The organism is Caballeronia sp. SEWSISQ10-4 2, assembly GCF_030464885.1.
Classification (GTDB): domain Bacteria; phylum Pseudomonadota; class Gammaproteobacteria; order Burkholderiales; family Burkholderiaceae; genus Caballeronia.
The window spans coordinates 1-1,455 of sequence record NZ_JALPRJ010000201.1 but is presented as its reverse complement, the minus strand read 5'-3'; the positions used below and the strand labels follow the sequence as shown (position 1 = coordinate 1,455).

At 59.0% G+C, this 1,455-nt stretch carries 1 protein-coding gene; it reads right to left on the bottom strand.

Annotated features, from left to right (window positions below; translation table 11 throughout):
• Positions 1 to 32 precede the first annotated feature (32 nt).
• Positions 33 to 1,361 (bottom strand): IS4 family transposase, encoded by a 1,329-nt coding sequence (locus tag M0D69_RS43590; RefSeq protein ID WP_301787974.1) that lies wholly within the window; start codon positions 1,359 to 1,361, stop codon positions 33 to 35.
• Between the last annotated feature and the right edge of the window lie 94 nt (positions 1,362 to 1,455).

The window sequence follows — 1,455 nt, the reverse complement described above, 5'->3', positions numbered from 1 at the left end:
GAAGAAAAACCGGGCCTCGGCCGTAATGCCGTTCAGTTAAGGTCTCTTTTGAGGTACCGAACGGTGTAACGGAATGGTCTGGATTTCACGGCCCGAGCGCAACTGCGCCCGGGCCGTTTTTCGTTGGAAAGTTGTTTGAGCCGCTCACGTAAGCGCGTGAGCAACGCGGGAAGCTTGCCGTACGAGCGCGTTGCTGCGGCCCAGGTCAGTTCGTATTGGATCGGGTGGAATGCGCGAATGAAGCTTAGGTCCTCCGGCGCGCGCTGGGCCTGGAGCGCGGCTTTGGCTATCTCCAGGCGAATCAGGTTATAGGCGATCAAGGTTCCCCAGACTTCCTGGTAGATCCCTTCCACGGTCTGGCTGCGAAAGGTCAATTCCATACCCAGCATCGACTGCTTCAATTCATGATAGCTCGTCTCAATTTGCCAGCGACGCTGGTAGCAAGAAACGATGTCTGCCGCCTTGAAACGCCGTCGATCAACCAAGGAGCTCAGCAAGACTCGCTGGCGACCGCGGGCGTCGATGCTCAGCACAGCGCGGGCCTCCCAGAACTCGGGCAGCTCCGGACATTTCTTTCGAGCCTGCTGTGACACCCGCATGCGTACCGTCTGGTCGCCCGGTTTGCCCGCCACGACGTCCCAACGTGTATTGGACTTGGCTGGAATAATGAAATGCCGGTTCTCACCGCCTGAGACCAGGTTGCACAGGAGTTGGGCCGACAGGAACCCTCTGTCGAACACCGTGAGCGAGTTTGCGGGAACGCGCGGGATGAGTTCGCGCGCCGAGATCATCTCGTTGATGCAATAAGGACCGAACTCGATATCGCGTACCAAGTGCGTAGGGATGGCGGTGAGCGTCACCGCGCGGATTTGAGGGTAGCTTCCGACTCGGTCGTGCGCGCACACTTGCGCACCAAAATGCTTTCGATTGGCGGCACTATCGGCCGCGCGCAGTGTGGTGCCGTCCATCGCGAACAGCGAGAGGCCTTTGAACAGAAATTGCGCCTGATCCTGAGCGACCCAATTGCGGGCCGATTCGTGAAAGAGCCAGGCGAGAGGCGCTGCGCCGGTTCGCTGCCGGGCTTGGGCCACTGCGCTCTTGCTGACAAACGATGCATTGCGTGCAGGTAGCGCGAGGTCGAGTTCGTCGACGACTTCGCTGATCGATTGGTGCCGGTACAGCGCGAGCGCGATCACCAGCCAGACCACTTGTTGCGCCGGCAAACGCCGCCGACGAATACTGGCAACGCCGCTCGCCCGGACCGCGTGCTCGATCCATTCGTAGGGCAGATGCTCGCCCAGCCGGTTCAAATCGACTGGCGATTGTGACTCGACAAGATGGTGAAGGTCGTCAGCCAGCATGGCGATGAAAGTTAACATCGCCATGCGTTGTTTACAACAACTTTGTGCGCACAATAAAAATGCCGTTCAGTCGCTTAACTGAACGGCATTACGG

Excerpts from the sequence above, each read along its gene's own strand:
- M0D69_RS43590 (WP_301787974.1), bottom strand. The coding sequence starts at position 1,361 with ATGCTGGCTGACGACCTTCACCATCTTGTCGAGTCACAATCGCCAGTC.